This window comes from Roseburia yibonii, from assembly GCF_014297335.1.
GTDB classification, from domain to species: Bacteria; Bacillota; Clostridia; order Lachnospirales; family Lachnospiraceae; genus Roseburia_D; species Roseburia_D yibonii.
The window spans coordinates 518,652-543,003 of record NZ_JACOQH010000001.1; the positions used below are offsets into that span (position 1 = coordinate 518,652).

The 24,352-nt window shown below is 41.3% G+C and carries 26 protein-coding genes and 1 pseudogene; 2 read left to right on the plus strand and 25 right to left on the minus strand.

Translation table 11 applies throughout. The features are described 5' to 3' along the window. Window positions 1-219: 219 nt before the first annotated feature. On the minus strand, window positions 220-2,199 hold the full coding sequence (locus H8Z76_RS02495; protein WP_186981551.1) for an oleate hydratase: 1,980 nt from the start codon (window positions 2,197-2,199) through the stop codon (window positions 220-222). A 144-nt stretch (window positions 2,200-2,343) separates the two neighbouring features. Continuing rightward, a complete protein-coding gene (locus tag H8Z76_RS02500; protein WP_022515940.1) occupies window positions 2,344-2,910 on the minus strand; it encodes a TetR/AcrR family transcriptional regulator in 567 nt (188 codons plus the stop codon). A gap of 212 nt (window positions 2,911-3,122) precedes the next feature. Here H8Z76_RS02500 and bioB point away from each other — a divergent pair, with 212 nt between their 5' ends. Next, the gene (bioB, locus tag H8Z76_RS02505) at window positions 3,123-4,127 is read left to right on the plus strand and encodes a biotin synthase BioB (RefSeq protein WP_186981552.1); all 1,005 of its coding nucleotides are present in this window, start codon (window positions 3,123-3,125) and stop codon (window positions 4,125-4,127) included. Window positions 4,128-4,156: 29 nt separating this feature from the next. Here the strand turns inward: bioB and bsh are convergent, their stop codons facing one another. The 17 genes from bsh to H8Z76_RS02590 all read right to left on the minus strand — a co-directional run bounded on the left by bsh (window position 4,157) and on the right by H8Z76_RS02590 (window position 19,408). Then, window positions 4,157-5,131, minus strand: a complete 975-nt coding sequence (gene bsh / locus H8Z76_RS02510; RefSeq protein ID WP_186981553.1) for a choloylglycine hydrolase — start codon at window positions 5,129-5,131, stop codon at window positions 4,157-4,159. 127 nt (window positions 5,132-5,258) lie between these two features. Then, window positions 5,259-5,972: a helix-turn-helix domain-containing protein gene (locus tag H8Z76_RS02515; RefSeq protein WP_186981554.1), complete on the minus strand. Its 714-nt coding sequence runs from the start codon at window positions 5,970-5,972 to the stop codon at window positions 5,259-5,261. A 165-nt stretch (window positions 5,973-6,137) separates the two neighbouring features. Then, window positions 6,138-7,622 carry a C69 family dipeptidase gene (locus H8Z76_RS02520; protein ID WP_022515936.1) on the minus strand — a complete coding sequence of 495 codons (1,485 nt, stop codon included), beginning with the start codon at window positions 7,620-7,622 and terminating at the stop codon, window positions 6,138-6,140. A gap of 98 nt (window positions 7,623-7,720) precedes the next feature. Further along, on the minus strand, window positions 7,721-8,674 hold the full coding sequence (locus H8Z76_RS02525; RefSeq protein ID WP_186981555.1) for a GTP-binding protein: 954 nt from the start codon (window positions 8,672-8,674) through the stop codon (window positions 7,721-7,723). Window positions 8,675-8,700: 26 nt separating this feature from the next. After that, window positions 8,701-9,348, minus strand: coding sequence for a methylated-DNA--[protein]-cysteine S-methyltransferase (locus H8Z76_RS02530; RefSeq protein ID WP_186981578.1), 648 nt, complete (start codon window positions 9,346-9,348; stop codon window positions 8,701-8,703). A 37-nt stretch (window positions 9,349-9,385) separates the two neighbouring features. Next, window positions 9,386-10,246, minus strand: coding sequence for a M15 family metallopeptidase (locus tag H8Z76_RS02535; RefSeq protein WP_022515933.1), 861 nt, complete (start codon window positions 10,244-10,246; stop codon window positions 9,386-9,388). Next, window positions 10,243-11,265, minus strand: a complete 1,023-nt coding sequence (locus H8Z76_RS02540; protein ID WP_186981556.1) for a helix-turn-helix domain-containing protein — start codon at window positions 11,263-11,265, stop codon at window positions 10,243-10,245. The genes H8Z76_RS02535 and H8Z76_RS02540 overlap by 4 nt, the downstream gene beginning before the upstream one ends. Window positions 11,266-11,377: 112 nt before the next feature. Then, on the minus strand, window positions 11,378-11,884 hold the full coding sequence (gene tnpA / locus H8Z76_RS02545; protein WP_243240386.1) for an IS66 family insertion sequence element accessory protein TnpA: 507 nt from the start codon (window positions 11,882-11,884) through the stop codon (window positions 11,378-11,380). A 568-nt stretch (window positions 11,885-12,452) separates the two neighbouring features. Next, complete coding sequence (locus H8Z76_RS02550; protein WP_147619759.1) at window positions 12,453-13,037, minus strand: DUF6933 domain-containing protein; 585 nt, start codon at window positions 13,035-13,037, stop codon at window positions 12,453-12,455. A gap of 5 nt (window positions 13,038-13,042) precedes the next feature. Then, entirely contained in the window at window positions 13,043-13,300 is a 258-nt protein-coding gene (locus H8Z76_RS02555) for a hypothetical protein (RefSeq protein WP_243240388.1), read from the minus strand. A gap of 73 nt (window positions 13,301-13,373) precedes the next feature. Continuing rightward, entirely contained in the window at window positions 13,374-13,646 is a 273-nt protein-coding gene (locus tag H8Z76_RS02560) for a type II toxin-antitoxin system YafQ family toxin (RefSeq protein ID WP_186981557.1), read from the minus strand. Next, a complete protein-coding gene (locus tag H8Z76_RS02565; RefSeq protein ID WP_186981558.1) occupies window positions 13,639-13,917 on the minus strand; it encodes a type II toxin-antitoxin system RelB/DinJ family antitoxin in 279 nt (92 codons plus the stop codon). Before H8Z76_RS02565 ends, H8Z76_RS02560 begins: the two co-directional genes overlap by 8 nt. Before the next feature lie 248 nt (window positions 13,918-14,165). Continuing rightward, window positions 14,166-15,557 (minus strand): hypothetical protein, encoded by a 1,392-nt coding sequence (locus tag H8Z76_RS02570; protein WP_186981559.1) that lies wholly within the window; start codon window positions 15,555-15,557, stop codon window positions 14,166-14,168. Beyond that, window positions 15,500-17,206 carry an HD domain-containing protein gene (locus H8Z76_RS02575; protein ID WP_186981560.1) on the minus strand — a complete coding sequence of 569 codons (1,707 nt, stop codon included), beginning with the start codon at window positions 17,204-17,206 and terminating at the stop codon, window positions 15,500-15,502. The genes H8Z76_RS02570 and H8Z76_RS02575 overlap by 58 nt, the downstream gene beginning before the upstream one ends. A gap of 57 nt (window positions 17,207-17,263) precedes the next feature. Further along, window positions 17,264-18,004 carry a PmeII family type II restriction endonuclease gene (locus H8Z76_RS02580; RefSeq protein WP_186981561.1) on the minus strand — a complete coding sequence of 247 codons (741 nt, stop codon included), beginning with the start codon at window positions 18,002-18,004 and terminating at the stop codon, window positions 17,264-17,266. Beyond that, window positions 17,991-19,199 (minus strand): DNA cytosine methyltransferase, encoded by a 1,209-nt coding sequence (locus H8Z76_RS02585; RefSeq protein ID WP_186981562.1) that lies wholly within the window; start codon window positions 19,197-19,199, stop codon window positions 17,991-17,993. The genes H8Z76_RS02580 and H8Z76_RS02585 overlap by 14 nt, the downstream gene beginning before the upstream one ends. Then, window positions 19,199-19,408 (minus strand): helix-turn-helix domain-containing protein, encoded by a 210-nt coding sequence (locus H8Z76_RS02590; RefSeq protein WP_022140546.1) that lies wholly within the window; start codon window positions 19,406-19,408, stop codon window positions 19,199-19,201. The genes H8Z76_RS02585 and H8Z76_RS02590 overlap by 1 nt, the downstream gene beginning before the upstream one ends. A 159-nt stretch (window positions 19,409-19,567) precedes the next feature. Here H8Z76_RS02590 and H8Z76_RS02595 point away from each other — a divergent pair. Then, window positions 19,568-20,047: pseudogene (locus tag H8Z76_RS02595) on the plus strand (very short patch repair endonuclease). 40 nt (window positions 20,048-20,087) lie between these two features. Here H8Z76_RS02595 and H8Z76_RS02600 read toward each other — a convergent pair. From H8Z76_RS02600 to H8Z76_RS02625, 6 genes are all read right to left on the minus strand, one after another. Then, on the minus strand, window positions 20,088-20,762 hold the full coding sequence (locus tag H8Z76_RS02600) for a DUF6710 family protein (protein ID WP_186981563.1): 675 nt from the start codon (window positions 20,760-20,762) through the stop codon (window positions 20,088-20,090). A 10-nt stretch (window positions 20,763-20,772) separates the two neighbouring features. Then, window positions 20,773-22,035 carry a hypothetical protein gene (locus tag H8Z76_RS02605; protein ID WP_243240389.1) on the minus strand — a complete coding sequence of 421 codons (1,263 nt, stop codon included), beginning with the start codon at window positions 22,033-22,035 and terminating at the stop codon, window positions 20,773-20,775. A gap of 276 nt (window positions 22,036-22,311) precedes the next feature. Continuing rightward, on the minus strand, window positions 22,312-22,677 hold the full coding sequence (locus H8Z76_RS02610) for a multidrug transporter (protein WP_186981565.1): 366 nt from the start codon (window positions 22,675-22,677) through the stop codon (window positions 22,312-22,314). 29 nt (window positions 22,678-22,706) lie between these two features. Then, window positions 22,707-23,003, minus strand: coding sequence for a helix-turn-helix domain-containing protein (locus tag H8Z76_RS02615; protein ID WP_186981566.1), 297 nt, complete (start codon window positions 23,001-23,003; stop codon window positions 22,707-22,709). A 57-nt stretch (window positions 23,004-23,060) separates the two neighbouring features. Next, the gene (locus tag H8Z76_RS02620) at window positions 23,061-24,131 is read right to left on the minus strand and encodes an HD domain-containing protein (RefSeq protein ID WP_186981567.1); all 1,071 of its coding nucleotides are present in this window, start codon (window positions 24,129-24,131) and stop codon (window positions 23,061-23,063) included. After that, on the minus strand, window positions 24,085-24,352 hold a 268-nt coding region (locus H8Z76_RS02625; RefSeq protein WP_186981568.1), incomplete at its 5' end, for a transposase. The genes H8Z76_RS02620 and H8Z76_RS02625, both read right to left, overlap by 47 nt.

Below are 24,352 nucleotides of genomic sequence, written 5' to 3' on the forward strand. Positions count from 1 at the left end.
GCCATATTGCTATGACCTCTCTGACGTAGGATAAGGACTACGAACCCGCAGGTTTCCCTGCTGACTCCGGAAGTGGAAAGGTTCTTTGCCATATCGGTTCTCACCGGCCACCGACTCTCTGAAATGTCTACAAACCGCAGCTTCCATTAACATCAATTTTTGATATCATGTGTATTATACACTTATTTTTTGGATGTTGCAAGGAAATCTTCCCGCGATTTAGAGCATTCCGTCCTTGATCACATCATGGTCGCGCAGTACTTTCTCGATCACGGTTCCCTGAATCTTGCGTAACAGCGGTTTTTTGATCAGATTGAGCGGTCCCGGCAGCTCGATCTCAAGCGGGGATTTGCCATCCATCAGTTTCACACTGCTGTCGAGCAGTTCCCTGACATCGTATACACTGCCCCATACTTCCGGAACGCCACGATCCACACCGAGCAGTCCGTAAACCGCCTCCATCGCGGTACGCACGGAGTATTCCGTCGTGAATACCGTATCACGCGGTGTCTCGGTAAACTGGCCGAGGAACGCAAAGTTCACGCATCCATCCGGGATCACATCCGGGCGGTCGCCTTTGGTTCTCGGCATGAAGAATGCCGTGATATAAGGCATCATCGTAGGAACGCAGACCGCACTGTGCTCCGCAAGTTCCGGGATCTCCTCTGCCGGTACCCCGAGGTGATACAGCCACTCCTCGGTGATCTCCTTACCGGTACACTCTTTCATCGGTTTCTTCACATAATCGCCCGGAACATCCGTAAACAGACCGTATACCCATACGCATACTTTTTCTTTGTCCTGATCTTTGAACTGTCCCTGACGGTTGATCGTCCAGCTGAGCAGCCAGCTCGAATCCCTGCAGCTTACGATTCCGCCGGTTACGACCTTTCCGCTTCTCGGATCACGTTTGCAGATCTTTGTGATATAAGGAATGATCTTGTCATCCAGAGTCGTCACCGTTGCGGATTCCCAGTTTGTCTTTGCCACATCCGAACAGAATTTCTCCGGATGGCCAAACGCCGGATCCTGTTTTGCGATATTCTTCCAGAGGCTCCAGCATCCGCTCGTTCTCACCTCGGCATCGCCATTCGGCGCATGATTCTGATCTCCGTAGATCGTGCCCTCGGTACAGCTTCCGTTTGTGACAAATACCAGATCATTTTCCGTCAGAACAATGCCCTGTTCCACGCCTTTTACCTTGCAGTCGATCGCTTTTGCAACCTTGCGTCCGTCTTTGATCTCAAAAATGACATTGGTAACTTCGGTATTGAACTGGAAGTCAACGCCCGCATCCTCCAGATACTTCTGCATCGGAAGGATCAGCGACTCATACTGATTGTACTTGGTAAATTTCAGTGCGCTGAAATCCGGCAGTCCCGCGATATGATGGATAAATCTCTGGAAATACAGTTTCATCTCAAGCGCGCTATGCCAGTTCTCAAACGCAAACATCGTTCTCCAGTACAGCCAGAATGTGGAATCAAACACTTCCTCATCAAATACATCCTCGATCTTTTTGTCGTAGAGATCCTCGTCCTTCGTAAAGAACAGCTTCATGATCTCCATGCATCCCTTCTGGCTTAAATTGAACCTGCCGTCCGTATGCGCGTCTTTTCCGCGTTCCTCGGTAGCACGGCACAGCGAATAGTTCGGATCTTCTTTGTTTAACCAGTAATACTCATCCAAAACCGACGCGCCCGGCACTTCAAGCGACGGAATGCTGCGGAACAGATCCCACAGACACTCAAAATGATTCTCCATCTCACGTCCGCCACGCATCACATAACCTCTCGTCGGATCAAAGATACCGTCGCAGGCGCCGCCTGCCACATCCATCGCCTCTAAAATATGGATATTGGAACCTTTCATCTGACCGTCACGCACAAGGAAGCATGCCGCCGCAAGGGATGCCAGTCCGCTTCCTACAATGTATGCGCTCTTTTCATCGACGCCTTCCGGCTTCTTCGGCCGTGCAAACGCCTCATAATTGCCGTTTGTATAGTAAATTCCCTTGCTGTTTTTTTCGTATTTTCCACGCTCGGTGTTGCGATATTCTGACCGCTCCTCTTTCTCGTTTTTCTTTTTTGCCTCTCTGGATACGGCAGAAGTTTTCCGCCCCTGCGCCGCTACTGCTGCAATTCCCGCGCCTGCTGCAAGCGCTGCGATCCCAAGTCCGATCTGTTTCTTACCTGACATATGAAAACCACCTTTCCAACTGTCGGATGCGTCATCATCCGCTGCTTTGCTTTCTGTTTTTATCTTACCCCATTTTATGATAATTACCACTTACAACCGGTCTGAAATGATAAAATTTTTATCATTCTTCTGCCATTGATAAACTCAATGCTCCCTGATCTGTTCGAAGTTGTGGATGGAATTGGCGATATTCCCGTACAGTGTAATTCCCAGGCGCTTCACGATCACCCTGTAATCATCTTTCATGCCCCGCTCGATCCAGTCCAACATCGTGCCGACAAAACCGTATTTGTAAAACTCGGCGATAAAACGCTTATCCTCCTCCGCGAGCTCCATCCCCGCGCATTTTTCCCCGACCACATCCGCGATCAGCTGATACGTCAGCTTATACAGATAGCTCTCGATCTTGTCCTTGCTGATGGAATGGTACACATTCATGATAAACGGACGGTTTTCCAGAACAGCCTCGAAGATCTGTCCCATTCCCTCCTGCCAGGTGTCGTATGTCTTCTTATCCTGCAGTGCCCGCTTTCCATCCTCGATGCACACCCACTCCACAAGATCATAAATATCCTTGAAATGATAATAAAAGGTCATGCGGCTGATCCCGCACTCCTCGGTCAGATCATTGATCGTGATCTTGTCGATCGGCTTTTGCAGAAGCAGCTTCTTTAGTGCATCTTCCAACGCATACTTGGTACTACCCGCCATCTCGTCTCCTCCGAAATCAAGTTTTCTGATACTCTGTTTTCATTGTAACCGTTTCTCTTTCCGACCGCAAATTAACTTTTTCGAAAGTTTTTCTAAATTTTTTAACAAAAAGACCTGCACTCCTATTGTAAACTAGTCTCTTTTCAAAAGTTGACAATATTTCTCAGGTATGCTAGTGTTGACTTATCATTTTTACTAAGGAAGGTATTACTATGTTATCTGAAATTCAGTCGAACGAACCTGCAAACGAGCTTTTTTTCTCCATCGGAGACGAACCGGCTCTCTCCCGCGACGAGGCGGTCGCACTCATCAATCTGCCGGATGACCGGGTAGATGAGCTTCTCCTGCGCGCCGGGGCACTGCGAAAAAAATATAAGGGCGACCGGGTCGGCATCCATCTTCTGACCAATGTAAGAAGCGGAAACTGTTCCCAGAACTGCGCCTACTGCGCCCAGTCATGTCGTTCTTCCGCAGACATCGAGACTTACAGATGGGTCGCGGAGGATAAACTCTATCAGGACAATTCTTTTGTGCATGACAATCATCTTTCCATGCACTGTATGGGATTAAGCGGTATGAAATTTTCTGATGAGGAGATTGAAAAACTCGCAGAACGCATCCGCGTCATGAAAGCGGAAGGGACACATCTGTGCTGCTCGATCGGTTTTCTGACCGAAAAACAGGCACTGATGTTAAAAGAAGCCGGACTCGACCGCATCAACCATAATTTGAACAGCAGCCGTTCCTATTATCCGAATATCTGCACCACCCACACCTATGAACAGCGTGTGGAAAATATCCATATGCTGCAGAGACTCGGCTTTGAGATCTGCAGCGGCGGCATCATCGGCATGGGGGAAAGCAGGGAAGATGTCGTTGATATGTTACTTGATCTCCGCGAGATCAATCCGGAAGCGCTGCCGATCAATTTTCTGATCCCGATCCCGGGCACGCCTCTCGCAGATACGGACACCTCAGCGCTCACCCCTGCTTATTGTTTAAAGGTGTTATGCCTCGCCAGACTGATGGTGCCAAAGGCGGATATCCGCTGCGCCGCCGGCCGTGAGATCTATTTTAAAGGGCGGGAAAAGGAACTGCTCACCGTCGTAAATTCCATCTTTGCCTCCGGTTATCTGACCGCGGACGGGCAGGGCATCTCCGATACGTTACAGATGATCACGGATGCCGGATTCACCTATGAGATCGAATCGGACTGACCTGCTCCCCGGTCTCTAAGGTGCCTTTTTTAATTCACCCACCGGATCTGTTCGCCTGTCACAAGCGGATAGAGGGAAAGACTGCTTCCGTCCAGATCTTCGTGGTGCATGTCTACCGCCGTGATCTGATGGTTGTCGTAGGTCGTGTAATAATAGATCCCTCTGTCTGCATTACAGCAGGAGGTGTAAAGCGTGATCTCGTATTTTCCCTCCGCGACTTCACAGCATCCTCTCTGCTGGTCTACGGAGCCAAGGATATGGAAAAACTGGCTGACGCTCTCTGCCTCACCTTCCCCCGAGATCGCATGCATTTTGGTAAATGCCACTTTCGCGAAACGGGATGCGGAAGAAAGATCTCCCGGCAGTCCGAACGCACCCATCCCGCGGCTGTAAGTCTTTAACGGAAGCTTCTCGGAGAAATGATTTTCCGGCTGTTTTTCCGATAAATTCATATAGTTGTTTAAAAGAAACATCTGGGTTTCAAACGGCGGGTTGTTGGTCAGCACACCGACCGGATTGTCGTATATATGCAGTCCGTCCGCCATACATTCCACGGTGATCGCTTTCTCTTTGTCCGCAATGATCCAGTGCAGCCCGGCACTCGGCAGTTTTTCGTTAAACGGTGTCCCGACCAGATTCATTTTTCCCAGTAATTCCCGTGCTTCCTTTACCGAAGCGGACTGCGTCAGTATCCAGGGAATAAATTCATACTGCGCCACATTCTCCCTGTCATCTGAGACTTCCTGATATACGGCATTTCCAACAAAATTAAGCCCTGCCATACCAACGCCTTTTTCATTGATCCCATCATAATAAAGCGGATAATCTCCCACCACATGAGCCATTCCTATGATCGCGTAATGACTTTTTTTCTCGCCCATATACCGGAACTGAAACGGATATTTCCGTGGTGTGACCGTCACTTCATCTCCATATGAAAATTCATAATCCAGTGTTCTTCCAAAATAAAAATCTTTTGTTTTATAAGTTGCTGCTGTACACATACACATCGTTCCTTTCTTCCTTTTGTTATCCCTATTATAACCGCTTCCCACGCAAATATAAATACCCCGGAAATACGACTTTGATTTCGTATTCCGGGGTTTATGTTTTTATTCCTCCGATGATCTTTCAGACATCTGCGCCTTTTAACAGTTCAAGACCCATTTTTGTGATCTGCGTGATCCGATAACGGCACGTCTCGTCCAGATAACTCCAGATTTCATTTAAGATGTTGAAATTTTCAATATGCCCGCTTAACAGATACGACGGACTGCAATGGAATTTCCGATACGCGTTCCAGATCAGTTCAATATCGATATCTGTCTCGCCGCGCTCCAGTTTGCGGTATTTTTTAATACCGATCTCCAGCTTTTCTGACATTTCAATCTGGGAGAGGGCATGAATGCTCCTCAGCTTGTAAATAACCGTATCTTCTCTGTCATCCAGTACCTGTCCAAGCTGTCTTAATTCTTTTTTATAATATTCCAGTTTTTCTTCCGGCACCTCGTCCGCCGCCTGATCAAGGCCCGCCTGTAACAGCCATACAATAAGCCGCATCAGCTGTTCGCGTTCCTCCCAGGAAGTCACACCGTTTTGCTCGATCAAAATTTCTATTGCGCCCGCTCTGCGATGTTCACCCGTAATGACATAATCAATATCCATGCCCTGTCTGGCAAACTCTTTGAGCGTTTCTGCCTGATAACGGTTGCGTCCGGATTCCAGCCGGCACACCTGCGCCTGACTCAGATTCATGTCCTTACTGATATCGACCTGTGTTTTGCCCATCTGCTTGCGGAACTGGACGATCCGGTCTAACACCTGTTGGTATTCGTTTTCTCTCATCGTGTACAATCTCCAAATATATATGGATATTGTACGCAATCTTCGCGCACCTATTCGTATACCGTTCGCGTATTTTGTTTCCTGTTTTTTCCTCCTTGCAAAGAAAGACGAAAGACCGGTCTTTTTTCGTCTTTCGTCTTTTTCTTCTATATAATATAAAGTTTTCTAGGCATCCGATCTGGAATAGGAATTTTTCATCTGACTGCTCAGTTCAAAAAGTACCTTATCCAGCGTATCTCCTGCCGCCTCTTTTAACATATCCGCGATCTTTTCGTTTGCCTCGGTTTTTAACTGCATCCGTTTTGCGGCATCCGTTTCTTTTTCAAGCAGTGCGTCATACCGGTTGATCAGTTCATGCCCCTTGGACATCACATGTTCCTCATAACGCTCCACATGGAACACGGACTTCTGATAAGATGCGTCTGCCATCGCAGCGATCAGCCGGCTCGCCCAGTAGAAATTGCCGGTGGACACTTCTCCTGTCGTATTGGAAAGGTATTCCGGTGTTTCGTCCACATCCGCGTAAAACGGCACCAGCACATTAAACGCGTTGGACGCAAATGCCAGCCACTCGATCGTATGGCAGTCACGTTCTTTATCCGGACGCATCTGGATCACCGCGAGGAAATCATTGCGGTTGATCCCGATCGAACGGTAAGCCCCACGCATGGATTTATCACCATACGCCGCATACGGATCATACGGTGTGCCCTGATAATGTGAGGAAAGCATATATTTTACATCCTCCACCGTCACTTTCCGCTCCGGCACCATGCACCACGGCAGATCATCCGAGCGCGGGGTATACTCTGCATTCGGGCCATCCCATACCCTGGTATGCGGATTTAAGTAACGCAGCATAAACCACGCGCGCGGCGTATTGTATACATGATCGGCATCATCATGGCTTCCGAAAGTATCTCTCGGATTCAGTTTTCCATCCAGTGACAGATCCAGATGGTTGCTTTCGATAAATTCACGCAGGTCAGCGGAACACATATGTGCCTGCTGTCCGTTTAACGCATCCTCAAGATCAAATGCGTCAATGCCAAGCTGGTTCGGCATCACAACATACACGTCATCCGGCACTTTTTTCGCGATCCAGTGATGTCCACCGATCGTTTCAAGCCACCAGATCTCATCCTGATCCTGGAACGCGATCCCGTTCATCTCATAGGTACCATATTTTTCGAGCAGGCTTCCCAGGCGCCTGACACCCTCTCTTGCGCTGTGGATATACGGAAGCACGATCGAGACGATATCCTCTTCTCCGATCCCGCCCGGGATCTCTTCCTTTCCATCCTCTGCCGGCTGATAAACCACAAGCGGGTCTGCTCCCAGCACACGCGGGTTTGAAGTGATCGTTTCGGTCGCTGTCATCGCGACGTGCGCCTCATTCACACCGCTCGCCGCCCAGATGCCCTCTCCCTTCACCGCATTCGGCACCGCAGTATAGCGCATCGGATCATCCGGAAGTTCGATCTCCACATGAGAGATCTCGGATTTATAACTGCGCGGCTGCTCCTCTTTTTGTACCACCACAAATTTTTTCGGCGTGAAATGTCCCGAACCGGAATCATCATTTCGCGCGATCATCGTAGAACCGTCATAAGACGCTTTTTTCCCAACCAGAATTGTCGTACAAGCCATATCTATGTTCTCCTTTATTACTTCTTTTTAGTATATGATTCATAAGTCATGGCAATCATACCACTTTTCGACCGGGTTCTACAAGGGGCTAATCGTCTCTATTTTTCATTACCGCCCATTTGAAAATACGCCCAGATTTTTTCTTCCACCAGATCTTCCCCGATCACGATCAAAATCTCCTGTCCGTTCTCAATCGGGCAAAGCGTGATCTCTTTTGATGTCGCATTCAATTCAAGCCAGGTTCCGTCCTCTTTCGGCAAAAAACCTTTCACGCGGAAAACATGTCCTGCCAACGCATCCTGCATCAGCTTTTCCACCGCGTTTTTCAGCTCTTCCTCACTCATATGCACATCCATAAAGTAGAGCGATTCAAATGCCTGTTTCTTTGTCAGATCCGGCTTTTGATAGACTGCGCTGACATAACCGGCAGACGCGATCTTCTTAAAATCCGCTTCCGCAAGTTCATTTCCGCCAAGCCGTAACACCTCATTCTCTTCAAACCTGCGCTTGCAGCCGATCTTGGCAAGTGCCCGGTTCAGATGGGCGATCGTATGCTCCTGTTCTTCCACGGATGCCGCATCGCACTTACTTAAGATCACACATCCCGCATTTGCCGCCTGGGAAGCCAGCAGATATTCTGCCTCTGCCGACAACTTTTCCTCCAGATGCGCATCCACAAGGGCAATGACATTTCCGATCTCATACCACTGGTCGAGCGGCTCGTCGTGCAGCACGTCAAAAAATTCATCCATATCATAGATCCCGGACGGCTCCACCAGCACACGGTCATAGCCGCACATCCCCATTGCGATCAGCTTTGTCCGGAATCTGCGCCGGTGCGTCTCCTTATCACAGCCGCCGGAGATCATCTCAAGCTCACACTGGTCTCCCATCAGTTCCTGCAGCAGCATCATGTCCACATTGACTGCTCCGAAATCATTTTCCAGGATTCCCAGATTGCAGCCCTGCTCCATCAGACGTGCCGCATATTTCTTTAAAAAAGTTGTTTTCCCGGATCCCAAAAATCCGGTGATCAGATCGATCTTTACCATCGTCCATTCTCCCTTCCCTTTTATCCTTATTCCAGGATCACACCATCCCGGATGCGGATTCCAAACTGTTTTAAATCCACCCTGTCATCAACCACCACGATCCCATCCGCGCGGAGCAGATCTGCCTGCCTTCCGGCTCCGCCAAACGCAAACGCGCCGGCAAGCTCTCCCTTCGCGTTCACCACACGGTAACACGGGATCTCCGCAGGATCTGGATTTTTGTGAAGCGCGTTTCCAACCGCCCGCGCCATCTTCTTATCTCCGGCAAGTTCCGCCACCTGCCCATAGGTTGCGACCTTTCCCCGCGGGATCTTTTTTGCCGCTTCATAGATCCGCTTCGTCGGACTGTCCGTGACCAGATCATAACTCTCCGCGATCATCCGTTTTATGTCAACCGCAGGGATTGAACCGTCCAGTATGATCGTATTCCAGTGCTCCTTGTTCTGATGCCAGCCCGGGATCACCGCCGGATAAGCACTGCGCCAGAAATCCCGCCACTGCGGATCCACCTTCACATTGAGATTGATGTATCCCTCTCTCTCGTATGTCCACAAAAAAGCCTTTTTGCTCCCCGCCACACGAACCAGCTGCCAGTTGGTATCACGAAATGGCGTCTCTTTATAAGTTCCCGGAAAAGACAATCCATAGGCAAGCGCTTCCTCGCGCGTTGTGATGCTTTCCTGTTTCTGCTTTTTCATTTCTTCTCACCTGCTATTCTTCCGTATCCGGCATTTCAAAATGCTGATAATCTTTCCTGGTCTCCCAGTCCCCGCCCCACACAAATCCATGTTCCGTGAAAAGTTTGTAACACAGATCCCCGTGGTCGATCTTATAGGGAAAATCCAGCGTCCGGTCAACATAAGGCAGCGCTGTCTCAGGTTCCACAACAGTCTGTCCGTCCACTTCCTTTACATATGGATTGTAAAGCGTATTGATGTCAACCGCAAGTCCTTCTCCATGTTTTGACACTTTTGTTGTGTGGGAAATAAAACGGAAATTAAACGCAGACGTATTATTATCACGCATCGAAGCCTCGTCATCCGCATCATAAGCATCCACAAGCCGCACTTTTTCGATCGGGTAATCCGCTTCATACAGCTCCCTAAAGATTTCTAACACATCCTCCGCGATCTTTTGGTTTACGACCAGCTCCCCCTCTTTCGTATTTCCATCCAGATCTTTGTGCAGGATATGCACATAGCGCAATTCCTCCCGCGGCACCATGCAGTCATCCCTGTATGATTTTCCCTGCATCTCCGAAAAAAGTTCGTCTGAGATCTCGGTGATGTAAAATTCCTCTGCCGGATTTTGGTCCGCAAACGCCGGTTCCATCTCCGATCCGGGTTCCGGTTGTTCCGCTGTCTCTTTACTGTCCGGCGACTTTATCTCCTCCGTCTGCACTTCCTCTGTTTGCGCTTTCTCCGTCTGCGCTTCCTCCGTTTCCGTCTTCTCCGGCACCGTTTCTTCGTTTCCGGCATCCTGCCTCTTTCCGTACCGCCAGACAACGGCAAGCACGGTTACTGACAGCGCCAAAACCGCAAAAGCTCCAAATAATCCCCTCTTTTTTCTCATTGAATTTCCTCCAGACGGCTCTTTAAAAAGCCATAAGTTTCCTCGTCCCGAAAACATTTTAACAGATTTTTGCGCAGTTCTTCGAAAAACTTTTCGCCCGGCTTTTTGAATTCCATATGCCGGTAGAGCGGCGACTCGTAAAAACTGTTGATCAGACTCACACCGGCGAGCATCTCTTTCATGAGCGCGATCACCTGGTCTTCCTTTTTTTCGATCGTTGCAAGCTCCAGCCGACTGGCCGCCTCATAATACTTTCCCATTTCAAAGCATTTTACCAGCTCTACCTGTTTATCCACCAGCAGATGCGCCATTTTAAGATCCTCCAGCTTTAACGCCAGCAGATACATTCCATGAAATATTCCGTTCACTCTCTGATACTCGGAAAACAAAAGGTGCTCATACGTTTTATATGCTTCTTCGATCTGACCTGTTTCGCTGTAGAGCTGCGCCTCTTTTTCTTTTCGCGCCGGATCCTGCTCTGAAAAATAATTCAGATATTCCCCGGCTTTTTCGTACTCCCTTTTTTTCATATAAAAGTGAAACAACGAATCCGCAGCACCCTTTCGAATCTTCTCATCTTTACTTTGCAATGCCCGGACGTAGCAGGAATTGATGTACGCATCATAGGTTTCCGGATCCGGGATTTCCTGTATCGTGCGCTCTGCATCTAACAGAACCGCCATCTGCAAGATCAGCGACTCGCAGTTCGGGTACTCTTCGAGTTTTTCTTTCGCCCATGCAAATGCATCCTGATACGGCATTTCCTCCAACATCGTCGTTGCTCTTTTTAGGATCTCTCCGATTTTCTCTGTCGTCAGTTCCTGCTGATACGATAACAGCTCATCCGTTGAAATTCCAAGAAGTCTTGCGATCGGCATAAGTAACGTGATATCCGGCAGCGAATTCCCATGTTCCCATTTATTGACCGCCGGCGCCGTGATGCCAAGTCTCCTCGCCATCTCTTCCTGTGTCATATTTTTGCTTTTCCGGTATTTCCGGATAACCTCTCCCACCTGCATACATCTGCCTCCCTCACAGCCCTGTTGTTTTCTATGGATTTATCTTATCAGATATGTATGCGTTTCACCAGTGAGCAGATATGAAATAAAGGTTAAAGAAATTAACCACGGCTCATTTTGGGTTGTTACGAATCAGAAGCATCTGTTTTGCATCCTTCTGAAATTCATACCCCGTTTCCTTCAGTTCTACACTGTAGTTCTTTTTGAACTCATCGATCACACGCGAGATCATATCCGTCTGGCGGGCATCTAGGTTCACCACGTTTTGCAGTGCAAGCAGCACTGCCTGAATTGTCTGTTGGCTTGTACCTTCAGAAACTTCCACTGTTGCGCCATTAAGATGGATGATGACAGCAGCTTGTGTGTCCGGGATTGGTGTCTGTACTTCCAGTTTTCTGAATGCCACCGGTTTTTCATCCGGTAAAGGCATGAGAGATGCTGGTAATTTATCGATTTCCATTTCCCAGAGTTTTTTGAGATTCCTGTAATAAGTCTGCTCGGCAATACCGTGAGTTTTACACCATGAGGTAACGGTCATTCCGCTTGCCCTGCATTCAGTGATGATAGTTTTCCATTGTTCGAGTTTCAGTCTTTTACGAACTTTAGTAACCTGATCCATGATGACTAACCTCCTAACATTACTACGCATTACTATAACTAACGTTACTATATGTGATGATTATCTCATGAATTGCATCTATACCGAAAGGCACTGTTTTATTAAGCGCTTACGATAAGAAACAAAATTGGACTTTGTTTTGGAGTTATTTCGCTTCTGAATTTTTTGAAAAAATTAGAAGAATTTTAGAAGCGATAACCAAAAAAAGGCCTGAAACCGTGTTTTTTCACACGGTCTCAGACCTTGAAATTACTGAATTTTTGGAGCTAACCTCTAAGCCACTCTAAGCCTACTCAAACTCGCAGAGTCTGATTTGATTCAGGTTATTCTAATGTGGTTATCTATACTATTTTGTATTGATAATTCGTGCCTTTTCCACACATTATTTTTCGTTTCACATATTTTTAGTACCAATCCAGTACCATTGCATTTTTTCATTATTGTGTGTAGTTCCGGTGGCTTGCAGGTTGGTTTACTATTCACAGAATAATTTTCTGCTGGTTTGCTTGTCCACCTATGGAAATTATAATCTCCAAGCGATATTTCTGCAAGAAAAAGTTTTGTGGTACTAATCGTTAGTACCACGATTGTTTTCTATGTACTGAGCAAAATCAATTACCTTTGCTGGCTTTCTCTTAGCAGCAATCCCTAATCGTTCCATGTCTAATTTAAAAAGTTCACTCGGATATCCATACGCATCAAATCCCTCTGGCTGACAAATATCTCTGTTCAGATACTCACTAAGTTCCCATTGATACTTTGCTTCTTTCTCCAGCTTCTTACCAAAATACTGTGCATCCATTACCATTCTGTTAATGCCACCAACCGATTTCCTACCATGGGTTTTTGTTACAGTTGTATCACCTGACATTTTAAAATACTGCCCTATCTGATCCTCGGAATATCCCATTCCCTGCATCACGCCATGAATCACACGGCTGATATACATTGCATAGTAATTCCAGTTTCTTGGTTCAATATCTGTCATTGCTATTGTATAACGATTACTGGCATTTACAATAAACAAGACATTTCTTCCTTTTATTTTCGTCAAATGTGTGTCCCAGCAGAACACAAGTGAAGCACCTTTGCTTTCTTCAATATTTGTTGTTTTTAATCGATCTTGAACTGCTTTTGTAGCACCAATCTCCATGTGTATCACCTGCTCATCTCAAGTATTCTTTTCACTTCCATCTGTAATTCATCACTGAAGTCTGATAAATCATCATATGCAATTACTTTCAATCTTATAAGACGAACAATATCCCATATTACTTCTAATTTACTCATCTCCATGATAACTCCCGGATGACGCTTATCTTCCTTTATCCGCATTTCCAGTTCCCAGAATTTATCTGATGCAGGCTTTGTATCATCATTCAGAAAATTTGCATACTCTTTAACAAGACCTTCCATATAATTTTCCTGCCAGCCTGATAATCTTTCTCGATCTTTCTAAGAACTTTCAGCCCTCAATTTTATAGTTTATCTAAAACAGATCACTATGGCTTCCTGTCCTTGTAAGGTAGAGCAATAATTCTCCATCATCAATTTCATAAATTAGCAACCAGTCTGGCGTAATATGACACTCTCTGCATCCTGCAAAATTTCCTACAAGTGAGTGATCTCTATTTTTATCTGGTAATGTTTCTCCATTTGCCAGCTTTGATACAACTTCATCCAGAAGCCTCATATCGTATCCTCTTTTAATAGCCACTTTTAAGTCTTTCTTAAATTTTTTGGATGATACAATACTATACATCTGCTTCTACTTCCTTCAACAATTCATCAAAACTGGAATATGTCCGTTTATTAGGATCTTTCTTTAATCTCTCTACTTCTTTAATTGCCTGTATTGTTTCCTCATTTGGTATATTTCTTGATATAACAAACGGAATCGCCTGCTCTCTTACGGCTTGCTTTGTAAAAGTAACAATAGCAGTTGTCATGTTCATACCCAAATCAGCAAATAATTCCTCTGCCTGTTTTTTTAAATCCTCATCCATTCTGATAGTTACATTTGTTGTTGCCATATTATCTCAGCTCCCTTCTTATTATCATTATATTCTTTTTGTATTGCTCAGTCAATACATTGTATTGCTCAGTCCGTGCATAATGTGCTGTCACTTTTTATTCAAACTCGCAAATAAAATCTTACTACTATACTTTTTAGTATTGGTATTATGGTTCTATTTGGTTTTATATGTGTTCTACTATCCTACATCCATAGGCTGTACTGAACGGTGTTATCAATTTGTTATCATGAGAATGTTATCAACTTCTAAATTGAATCATTCTTTCTTGACCAATTGTCTATAGAATAAAGTGTATAATTTTTGGTAAGTATTTTATTCACAAATTCCTGCGTATCTATTTTTGCCCACATTTTTTCAATTAATTCATTGCTTACGCGAACAAATCTTTCTTCTAACAGTTGTTTAAACATATTCGATGTATTAACATCCTGCTTATATGCCACTTCTAACACTTTGTTATCAAACACATATGATAAAAATACTTCCAATAATATTTTATTTTCTTCCGTATCTTCGCTCTGAAAGGCTCCTATTACCTTTATTAAATATTCACATAATTCTGTGTTACTTTGTATATATATTCCTCCAAAATTTTTTACTCCTATTTCTTCTTTTAACCCTGATATGACCATATTCTTTTTAGGAATATATAACGATCTTGCTGCCAATCCTCTATTTCTCAGATCAAATTCATACCATAAATCATTTTTACAAGAATAGGTAACATGAATTCTTCTTTCTTTATGCGCAACTTCAATTTTGCTTACCTCTTTATTCTTAAGTGCATATTGATGCAATAAATTTCCCATATCTATATTACATATAACATTTTTAACTCCTGCCAAAAAATTATCTTTACACACGACACCTATAAGACTACTCAAGGTTGCACTACTTCGTACTTCCTTCAGTAAATATTCTCCCGCTCTTGTCATTTCACATTCGAAAATATTTATCTCTTCCAATTCAGCAACATCTTCGGCCGAAACTATCTGTCTTACACCTTCATTTTCTAATGCTAAACACTTCAAATGCGCCAATCTATGAATTAATACATCTTCATCTATTGGTTCTATACGACTATTGCTATAATCATCATAAATCAAAGGACGCATTAGATATCTTCCTTCAGATACCGCCCAAGATTGTGCATAATCTTGATCCTCTAATCTATCCATCTGTTCCTGCACATAATCTTTGTATACGTCATATATATCAGACAATATTTCATTATTTGCATCTAATTCAATTGCAGATCTTGCAACATTTGTTTGATATTTGCTGTTTTTTATATTTGCTATCGCCAATATTGATGTATTTTTATATCCAGGTGTAGAAAATTCAACTCGTATTCCCTCAACACAAGTCCCAATTGGTAAAATTGCTTTTCTTTGCACACGTCTATTATCCGCACTCATCAAACACCAATCAGACATGTACTTCAAGTGCCTTACCGCATAAGCTACTGTCACATTTCCATGTTTCTTTTCATATACATCATATTTTTCTCCATCAACATCATGGCCTGTTTCATTTAAATATTTTATCAGTATTTCTTTTAGAGAATTATAACCAATTCTTATATTTTCATTGCCGTCAACGATAAATATACCGGAATTTCTGGAACTACAATCCACTTTCGTAAATCATTTTCTAGTTTTGCCATGTCTACATCACTTCTGACATATAATTTTACCATTGTTCCATGTTGTTTGATTCGTACATCTAACTCATTTTTATCCATCTTACGTAGTAAATAACTTCCATTTACCTTTCGCAGATTAATACTATTTGCTTCCTCTTGCTCATCGGAACTTGTCACTATATCAATATCATTTGCAACCATAAAACAAGTCAAAATTCCAATACCAAAATGACTTATAGATGTAAAATTAGGAAATTGTTTTTTCACCACTTCATCTCTATATTTTGATGCTCCAACTTTCAATAAATAATTTTCAACATCTTGGATAGACATTCCAGTTCCATTATCCCAAAAGCTCAATTGCCGCTTAACGCTATTCCATTCAACCCAAACCTTTCCCTGCGAATAATCCTTTCCATTTCTTTTTTCATATTCTGTCTGTAATCTCACCGCATCTATACCATTTTGCACCAGTTCTCTAACCACAACCGAAGAATCATTGTATAACGTATGACCAACCAACAATTGTAAAATATTGTCCTGAGCAATAGTAAACTGCAATTTTTTCTTTTCAAATCCATTAACCTCTATCTGAGATTCATCAACTTCTCGCCAAGGAAATTCATATCCTACTGCTCCTTCTCGTTTTTGAGCTTTTTCAACTATTTCACAACATTTAGCTAATTCTTTACGCGTATACTGCAAATATGAAGATAAGCCAAAATAAGCCTCTGCAGTTTCAGCTCCATCAAAGTACGCTGTAATTTCTATCGTATCTTTCTGTTTACTATTATCAACAACTCCTTCTTCATTTCGCTGATCTTTTGGGCGAACAGCTCTAACGGCCATTTGCTTTTCCCATTCAAGAACACTTACTGGATTACTTACATTAATAAGCCTTCTAGCAACTGAAGGAGTTCTATCTCTTGTTATGTGCAACAAATCTGCCGTTCGCAAAATAATTGCAATATAATTAAGATTTACTTTTTCATTTTCTGTATTTCCATACATCTTTTTTACTTTATATTTTGAAAAATCTTCTATATCATCTTTATGATGACTTTCACATATCATAGCCAAATCTGCTTTAAACATTTTATCTAGATTTTTCAATATATCCTCAATTTCCTGACACACAGCCTCGGCTTCGCCTAAATTCCTAGCATTCTTTCCTTCAATCCATTGCCGAATACGTGCAGCATGATTTTCACGCACAAATTCCTGATATAGAAAAGAATCTCCCCGTTCTTTAGCACATTCTTCATACTCAAATTCTTCCGTATTTTCTAGAACTTTTTCTTTATATTCTTTAAAACCAGTTTCATCTCTATGTTCAAATTCGTCTTTTGTAACAACCATGCCCAAATCATGAAAATAAATAGCAAGCGTAAGCATAAGCCATTCCGCATATGTCATTTTTTCCTTTGTAATATCTGGGATTAACCATTCAACGATTTTTAACATCTCGTCAATATGCTCAATACTATGCACCGTGTATTCTTCAAATATTCCACCTTTTCCAATAAATCCAAGCATCGTTTCCACTTTGTCTCTAATATGTAATAGCTTTATGCCCCTACAAAATGACAAATTTTCTGCTTTTTCAGCTTGCAGCTCTACATAGTTTGTAAATTGATTCATTCAATTCTTCTCCTTCCGTGCCTCCATAAAGCGGTTATCCTATCTAGTTATTTACATTTAATCTCCCGAATTAAATTCTACCAGCTTTTCCCAATCAATACTTCCATCTTCTCTACAAAAACTATTGGAAAATTCCCTAACAAGTCTATTAGCTGCTCTGTTATAACTTTCTTTATAATCAGCCACATATTTCTCCGGCATAGTTCCCATATATCCGATAATCTTTATGTAAAAGTCTTCGTCTCCTGTTAATTCTGTCCAGAATCGTTTTCCAGCCAATTCCTGATACATTTTAGGCTTTCCTCTACCAGATTCTTTCTTTTTCCCATAACAATAACCGATATATGCTTCATATCTTGCCTTTGCTTGCTGTGCCAACTTAGAAGCAGCTGTAAAATTCTGTTCCTGTCGTTTTTTACTGTCTGCATTAAATACGGACGGCCCACTTTTAACAGCTATTGCAGAGATTGTATTTGTTTCATTGTTCTGAATCATAATATCAATACCTTCTGCCAAAGCTTTATTTCCACCACTTGCAGCAATAGCAATCGGTTCAAAAAAGCAATTTCCAAAAATCGTTTCTTCACTAGAACTTACAAATGCTGTAAGCACCGAATCTACGATTTCAGTTGCACTCTGCATAGCCTTTGCACGGTATAAATACGGGTTTTTACGTTTCATTACCTTCTGTATGTTTAATCCATCTATCTTTTCAATTAACGTTCCATAAAATGTTTCCAAGGCAGAAGCAATCGCCTGAATTACAGCCTGTTCATCATATGAATTATTTAACGGCATATAAATTTCCTCCCAATTCTATTGCATTTCTAATCTTATCATGTACATTTGTGCCTCTAAAGCGTTTTGTCTGAACTAAAGCTGTCTTATTAGCCACAGAAAGCACAGCCTTTCCAATAGCTTCTGCTAATCCTACCGGAACAGCATTCCCTATCTGCCGATATTTTGCTGCTGTCGTTCCAGTAAATACCCAATCATCCGGAAATTGCTGAATTCTTGCATATTCTTTTACGCTTAATGGTCTATCTTGTGTAGGATGACACATCATTGTTGCTTTCTGTACTGGAGAAGTAACTACAGTTGGTGAAGGCTGATCATATGATAACCTTCTATAAAATCCAACTTTTCCACCTCCGGATTTATATGCACCTCCCATAGCAATAGGAATAATATTCTCTGGTAAATCTCTCCAATTCCCACCTTCCGGAACCATTTTCAAGAATTTCAATCTTTCTTCACTTAACGTTGCACATTCTCCATGGTCAGATTCCAAATCTTCAATCACACTTCTAACTGTCTGCCACTGATACTCCTTGCTTTGATGCATCTGAAAATGTGTAGGAATTGGTAAGAAAATATCTTCATTATCCCGACTACCAATTAACACAAACCTCTCTCTGAATTGTGGAACGCCATAATTTACAGCATCAAGTACGCCATATACAGTTTTATATCCCAGTTTATCAAATTCTGCTAAAATCACATCAAGCACTGTTCCTAATTTCTGATCAGGATCGCTTTCATCTCTTTCAGACAAAGGCACATGTTTCAATGGCGACGACATAATTCCTTTTACATTTTCCATCACGAAAAAGCGAGGCCGTATATAATCAATCATACGAATGAAATCCATAAACAAACTGCCTCTCGGATCATTTATACCCAATCTTTTTCCTGCTGTAGAAAAAGGCTGGCACGGCGGTCCTCCGCAAATCAAAAATGGCTCTCCTACAGATAAGCCTGTCATATCTAATAATTGCTGGGGCTGTATTTCCCTAATATCTCCGCCCAATACTCTATGGCCATTGGCCTGCATAGTTTTTACACAGGCTGCATCAAAATCCTGTCCAATTGCTACATTTAAACCTGCTTTTCCCAATCCAATGTCTAATCCCATTGCTCCAGAAAATAAAGAAATAACATCTCTATTGGCAGCATATCTACTATAATTATTTTGTTTTATATTTTTATGCATTAAACTTTCTCTCCGTTTTTTAATACGAATTTTCTTTCAAAAGAACTGTTTACCGCACCTGCTATATCTTCTAATTCAGCTATGGTAAAACTCTCCCTTTTCATTTTTCCATTAAAATTCTGTGGTGTTGTCCCTATTCGCCGTGCAAGCTCAGCTACGCTAATATCTGACCGCACACACAGTACCTTGATTTGTTCAGAAATCGTCATTTCGGGTACCTCGTCATTTAATCAACTCTTACTTTACAAGTATAAATCATAGCCTTTATACCGTCAATCAAATAATTCATGTCCAACAGCCAATGGTACTTGTATCTTTTCCTTTAACTTGTTAGAATAATTAATATTCCCAAAGGTGGTGACCCGTTTATGTCTCGTGATTCTGAAACTGTCTCTAAAAATATGCGTAGCATTCATAGCAAAGACACATCCATAGAACTTCAACTCAGAAAAGCTCTATGGCACAAAGGATACTGATATCGAAAAAATTATAAAGCCTTGCCCGGCTCTCCTGATATTGTTCTGACCAAATACAAAATTGCTATTTTTTGCGACAGTGAATTTTTTCATGGAAAGGACTGGGAAATCTTAAAACTCCGTCTTGAAAAAGGTAAAAATCCAGATTACTGGATTAAAAAAATTGAACGTAATCGTTCCCGTGATTTTGAAACTGATAAAAAGCTCTTGTTTCTGGGTTATACAGTTATACATTTCTGGGGTCAAGATATCAAAAAACATACCGACGAATGTATTCAAGCTATTGAAGAAGCTATATGGGACAGCACCTTTTCAGAATTATGTGGATGCTATGAATTGGTTCAATTATTAGTTCCGATCTGCTTATATTAAGATAAACTTCTTTAACCTTAGTCCAAATGATTATTGAAGTTTATCTTATTCCATTTTCTGCTAATATTCTGCCAATTTCATATAACGCACCAATTTCAAATCTCGCTACCTTATATAATTTTTCATCATTCATTTTATTTCTAAAATAAATACCATCAAAATACATATAATCATATGTTGGTACAAGATCATATGTCTGATTTGCTTGTATCGTTCCTTCTCCCTTTAAAATGCCCGACAAAGTGGAATGATTTCCATTATAAACAATTGTTAAACCTATAGGATAAATATATGTGGCCATATGATTTATTTTGTCATATTCAAATAAATTACCTACATTTTGCCCTATATTTAATAATGCATTAACAAATCGCTCTTTATTCCACGCACATACCAATATTGCATCTTTTGATAAATCTATATTAATATTGCTCTCTCCTAATTCAAAACTCTTACTATTGTTAAGTTTATCGCTATTAATTAAATACTCTCCTATATCCTTGTATATACTTTGAACATCTGTAACTTCTTCATCCTCATACAATTCACGTACTATATCATATAAATGATAATTTGACATTGCTCTTATAAGTGAATAAACAGGATTTTTTCTCACATCCTTAATATCATTTTTTTTGATGAGATTATGTGTTGTCTTCAACACGCTATTTAGTCTCTCTTTTTTCTTTTTATCCTCATTACAAAATAAGAACATCATTTTCCTCCTAAAGTTTCTTCTCCACCTTCTCCAATTCATCTAACAATGCTGGTCTCCTTGGATATGTCTGCTTCAACTCCTTAATTACCAACTTTGCTGTATCTTTGCCCTTCCATTTTATAAGCTGTGCAATATTCTTCGTTATCTTCTTATATTCTCGTCTATCCTTTGCCTGAGCACAGCTTTCACTTATTTCCTTATAACACAACTCATATATCTGCTCCGGATATTCCTTCACCAAATATTTTCCATAATAAAACAAATCATACGGATTCTCCATTACATCTTCAAGTAATCTCTTCTTTTCATTTTCTGAAATAAGAACACTGCGGTAGCAAACAGTTCGCTTGCTATCCTTTAATTCATCCAATAGACTCTCGTAATTCTTATTCCATGCACCACACTCCTTGTAAATCTGTTTCAAAACACCCCAGAACTTCTCATTTCCCATTAATAACAGCTTTTTTGCCTGTGCGATTTGCTTTTCCGTGATGTTTGCTGTCTTGTATATGTCATATAGCACGTTATTCCAATCTTCCGGATCGCTACTATGATAATGCCATGTCTCTTCTGCGTTTGCTTTCTCTAAACAAAGTTTCTCTGCTTCATCATAATTCTTATCTTCCATAGCATCCTTGATAGCAATAATACGGAGTTCATTTATTGCAATATTCTGATATAGTTCCTTCTGTGTATTCTTTTTGCCATATAAATGTCTATGTAAAAGGTATCTTACAATCAAATCTTCTTTTTTCGTATATTCCGGGTAATAATCCTCCCGTGAAATTTCCAAAAGGGTACCCAAAACCTTTTCAAGCTTCTTTGCACTCTTTTCGTCGCATAGGCAAATCCCACATTTCAGCAAATCATAACGCCAGTCAGTCCAACCATCAAAAACACTCTTTTTTGCCTCTTTTATAATCAATGCAAGTGCTTGATCTCGCATCTGTTTATCCTGTTTTTCGACTTCTTTTGCGCATTTTTCTATTAATTCGTATGTACACATGATAACGTCTGTAAGCATTCCCGAACTACTATCTGCATGAGATGCTAACTTAACACCAGATACCAAAATATATGTAGCCGACTCAAGTGCAACCATATAACCACTTATTGCTAAAGTCTCAGCACACATATCAAGACAGTCATGCATATCCATACAAATATTATTGCAGCTACTCCAACCAATGTATCCGCGATGGGTGTTACATTTAATTGATGCAGCGATTGTATTTTTCACTATTGGCATAATATCTTCTGTGGGTATCATAGCAGCACCTCTTTCTTTCATTCAACAATATCAATCTTATGTCTTTCAGACCATTGCCTTGCGATTTTTTCATAAGCTTCATCACGATATTGGTACCAATGTTTCTCCTCTGCTGTATGCAGAACTTGCTCTCAAAGCAGATGGCTTGCAAGGATATGTAGATGCTATGAATGAGTTCAACTAAACTTACATACTCCCTCTGAGTCTTAAGTTACTCTATAAGTTTCTTTTGAGTTTTTATTGAGTTTTTCTGAAAACAACTCAATAAAAACTCAATTAAATTCTCGATTGCTCACATCCAAGAAATATATATTTTACAGCAAGCAATATTCCAGCGAAATGTTGTATTATCTCTTTCAAATCATCACTAAAATCTTCTAAATCTTCCATGGTAATAGCTCCTTCATTTAGGAGCGAAAGCATAATATAAAATTGAATTGATCTGCTCATCTCACATTGCACTCCACAATCTTTCTTATCCTTTTTTATTCTTTTCTCCAATGTCCAAAATTTCTCAGATGAATTTCCATCTCCACTTAGTATTTCAATATATTCTTTGTTGAGCTTATCCATATAAGCTTCTTGCCATCCAGCAATTTTACTTCTGAATATTTTCCAGTCTTTTTCTGGAAATTTGTTCATGCTTATTATCTCCTACGTAACATCCACTTCTACACTTTAATATACCTTCTCTTTTTTGTAGTTCCAATACATGCTAACAACTCCATATTCACCAATTCATTTAATAGTTGCCTTGTCCTAGGACCTTTTAAACCTATCTTTTCTGCTACCTGCTCTGTACTATGTTCAACCCCAGCATCCATATAGACTAAAATCTGCTTCTGCCTTTCTGATAAATCTATTGCTTTCATTTTTGAATCTGCTGATTTTTCTGCTAATTCATCATCAGATTCCTTTTCCATCTTCATAACAAGTATAACCTGATCAAGATTTGTATCTTCAAGCAATTCCGGTTTTATCCCCGTTACAAATAGCCTAAATATGTATCAAAGAAACTTCAGTGCCTACCTTCCATCCACATACTTTTTCAGCAATGTAAATTGCTTTGAAGAAAGCTTATTTTTGTCGCTCGAATTTACTACCACTTCAATTTCTGGCTTAAAATAGTTATCCGGAAGAGATTCTAAGTAATCTTGTAAAGATGCTAATTCTAAAAACAAATAATAATTCTTTTGAACAAACCACTTACAAAGGAAATTACATTTGTCACTTGTACACGTTTCACCACATTTAACTTTTATTGCAGTTTTGTCAATTGACTCCAATCCCATTTCTTTACATCCATACGGATTTTCATGCGTTAACTGTGGCAATTCAACATCTACCCTTAGCATAATTTTTTCAACAATACTGTTTTTCTCCAAGAAATTTACTGTTTTGTTCTCATCCAAGTAATAATCTGTTTCTATTTCATATCCCTTTGTAATCAAATGGGACAACCAATGAAATCTCGAAGTATCTCCCATATTATCTAAGTTATGGTTTAAAACCAATGCAGATACACGATAATTACTCATATCCAACAAATCTGCCAATCTCAAGATTATCTTTGTGAATTTTTGACTCCACAACTTCGAACTGGCAGTTGATTTGATTTTATAAATATCATTTACGTTATATCCATGTGCTTCTGATACCTCTGCAACAATTTCTCTAAGTGCACTATCTATAAATCCCAGTTCATGTCGATTTCTTATTTCTGTAGCACTATTTTTTGCATGATTTTCTCGTACTAATTTTTCATAAAACGAATCAACTTTTAAATAATATTCTTTAAGTAATCTCTTCACTGGTCGTTTTGCTAAATTTGATTTTTTCAACTCTTCACGTATATTCTTAACAAAATCTGAGTATATTTTATTACTCTCGAAACCTCCGGATTGAATTGAATCTAAATCTGGAAATGTTACCATTGATATATCATGTAAATAACAGGCTATGAACAACACATAATAGTCATTTTTCGATATATTAATATAATCTATCGCCCTTATTATTTTTAATGAATTTTGAATTAGTGTCTGCTGATTAAGCAGATATCTGCAACTTCCAGCTCTTACATCTGTTCCAGTCATGCCAGAAGCGGAACAGGCGCAAAAGAGCGTAAAGTATTCGCCTCTGAATCCTGAACAGATTCGTCACGAATACAGATAATGCGATAGAAGTCAACTGCGTTCCTTCCAGTTTTGTGGTAATGCAGCTCATACCATAACAGCGTTTGCTCAGGCTGAAGGTGCGCTCCACTTCGATTCTATCGGTATTATCCTGATACTCCTGTTTTTTATCAACTTTTGCT

What these genes read in the sequence shown, in the direction of transcription:
- H8Z76_RS02585 (WP_186981562.1), bottom strand. Translation starts at nt 19,199, where the DNA reads ATGCATAAAAATATAAAACAAAATAATTATAGTAGATATGCTGCCAAT.
- H8Z76_RS02620 (WP_186981567.1), bottom strand. Translation starts at nt 24,131, where the DNA reads ATGACTGGAACAGATGTAAGAGCTGGAAGTTGCAGATATCTGCTTAAT.
- bsh (WP_186981553.1), bottom strand. Translation starts at nt 5,131, where the DNA reads ATGTGTACAGCAGCAACTTATAAAACAAAAGATTTTTATTTTGGAAGA.
- H8Z76_RS02495 (WP_186981551.1), bottom strand. Translation starts at nt 2,199, where the DNA reads ATGTCAGGTAAGAAACAGATCGGACTTGGGATCGCAGCGCTTGCAGCA.
- H8Z76_RS02515 (WP_186981554.1), bottom strand. Translation starts at nt 5,972, where the DNA reads ATGAGAGAAAACGAATACCAACAGGTGTTAGACCGGATCGTCCAGTTC.
- H8Z76_RS02600 (WP_186981563.1), bottom strand. Translation starts at nt 20,762, where the DNA reads ATGTTCTTATTTTGTAATGAGGATAAAAAGAAAAAAGAGAGACTAAAT.
- tnpA (WP_243240386.1), bottom strand. Translation starts at nt 11,884, where the DNA reads ATGGATCAGGTTACTAAAGTTCGTAAAAGACTGAAACTCGAACAATGG.
- H8Z76_RS02565 (WP_186981558.1), bottom strand. Translation starts at nt 13,917, where the DNA reads ATGGCAACAACAAATGTAACTATCAGAATGGATGAGGATTTAAAAAAA.
- H8Z76_RS02560 (WP_186981557.1), bottom strand. Translation starts at nt 13,646, where the DNA reads ATGTATAGTATTGTATCATCCAAAAAATTTAAGAAAGACTTAAAAGTG.
- H8Z76_RS02520 (WP_022515936.1), bottom strand. Translation starts at nt 7,622, where the DNA reads ATGGCTTGTACGACAATTCTGGTTGGGAAAAAAGCGTCTTATGACGGT.
- H8Z76_RS02575 (WP_186981560.1), bottom strand. Translation starts at nt 17,206, where the DNA reads ATGAATCAATTTACAAACTATGTAGAGCTGCAAGCTGAAAAAGCAGAA.
- bioB (WP_186981552.1), top strand. Translation starts at nt 3,123, where the DNA reads ATGTTATCTGAAATTCAGTCGAACGAACCTGCAAACGAGCTTTTTTTC.
- H8Z76_RS02540 (WP_186981556.1), bottom strand. Translation starts at nt 11,265, where the DNA reads ATGCAGGTGGGAGAGGTTATCCGGAAATACCGGAAAAGCAAAAATATG.
- H8Z76_RS02525 (WP_186981555.1), bottom strand. Translation starts at nt 8,674, where the DNA reads ATGGTAAAGATCGATCTGATCACCGGATTTTTGGGATCCGGGAAAACA.
- H8Z76_RS02550 (WP_147619759.1), bottom strand. Translation starts at nt 13,037, where the DNA reads ATGGAGATTGGTGCTACAAAAGCAGTTCAAGATCGATTAAAAACAACA.
- H8Z76_RS02580 (WP_186981561.1), bottom strand. Translation starts at nt 18,004, where the DNA reads ATGCCGTTAAATAATTCATATGATGAACAGGCTGTAATTCAGGCGATT.
- H8Z76_RS02610 (WP_186981565.1), bottom strand. Translation starts at nt 22,677, where the DNA reads ATGAACAAATTTCCAGAAAAAGACTGGAAAATATTCAGAAGTAAAATT.
- H8Z76_RS02605 (WP_243240389.1), bottom strand. Translation starts at nt 22,035, where the DNA reads ATGATACCCACAGAAGATATTATGCCAATAGTGAAAAATACAATCGCT.
- H8Z76_RS02590 (WP_022140546.1), bottom strand. Translation starts at nt 19,408, where the DNA reads ATGACGATTTCTGAACAAATCAAGGTACTGTGTGTGCGGTCAGATATT.
- H8Z76_RS02535 (WP_022515933.1), bottom strand. Translation starts at nt 10,246, where the DNA reads ATGAGAAAAAAGAGGGGATTATTTGGAGCTTTTGCGGTTTTGGCGCTG.
- H8Z76_RS02500 (WP_022515940.1), bottom strand. Translation starts at nt 2,910, where the DNA reads ATGGCGGGTAGTACCAAGTATGCGTTGGAAGATGCACTAAAGAAGCTG.
- H8Z76_RS02555 (WP_243240388.1), bottom strand. Translation starts at nt 13,300, where the DNA reads ATGGAAGGTCTTGTTAAAGAGTATGCAAATTTTCTGAATGATGATACA.